Source organism: Bacillus sp. LR--39 (genome assembly GCF_053613335.1).
In genome coordinates, this window is sequence record NZ_JBSIOT010001425.1 from 1 (window position 1) to 550 (window position 550).

Below are 550 nucleotides of genomic sequence, written 5' to 3' on the forward strand. Positions count from 1 at the left end.
TTTTCTTCATATACAAATGAGACCTCTACAGGCTCGCCTGCTCCGCATACACGCATATATTTCACATCTAAATATTCGATGCCGGCAGGTTTTCCCGCCCCGTCGCGAAGCACTTCCATAAATCCGTTGCCTGTTTTTTCTCTGTCTTCGATGGCATAGCCTAAAATCATTTCAGCTGATTCATCAAAGTGAAGACATTTATAAAAGGCTTCGAGTCTGGCCCAGTCTTTTTCCGCTCTTTCCTTTTTTGCCTGATCGACATCACTTGCATTGACATCAAATGTGTACTCAACATCGAATCCAAAGCCTGTAATATTCACTCTATACGCATCAATGCATTGCTGAAGAATGGTCGAGTATTCGCCAATGGTTTTGAGCTCGGTGATATTGTAGGGCGGAGCGATAATGTCCTCTCCGTACAGCTCAGAAAAGTCATCTTCATAGATTTGCTTTGTCTGAGGAGCCGTGGCATTGGCTTTAAATACAGTTGCTCTGACTGTTTGATTGTGCATGATTTATGACCTCCTCCTTTCTCGGTTCGGCCGGATTC

Annotated in this window: 1 pseudogene; it reads right to left on the reverse strand. The window is 44.0% G+C overall.

From position 1 onward, the window contains the following. Nucleotides 1-512: pseudogene (locus ACWHAR_RS30910) on the reverse strand (phage portal protein); the annotation flags it as partial. Nucleotides 513-550 lie beyond the last annotated feature (38 nt).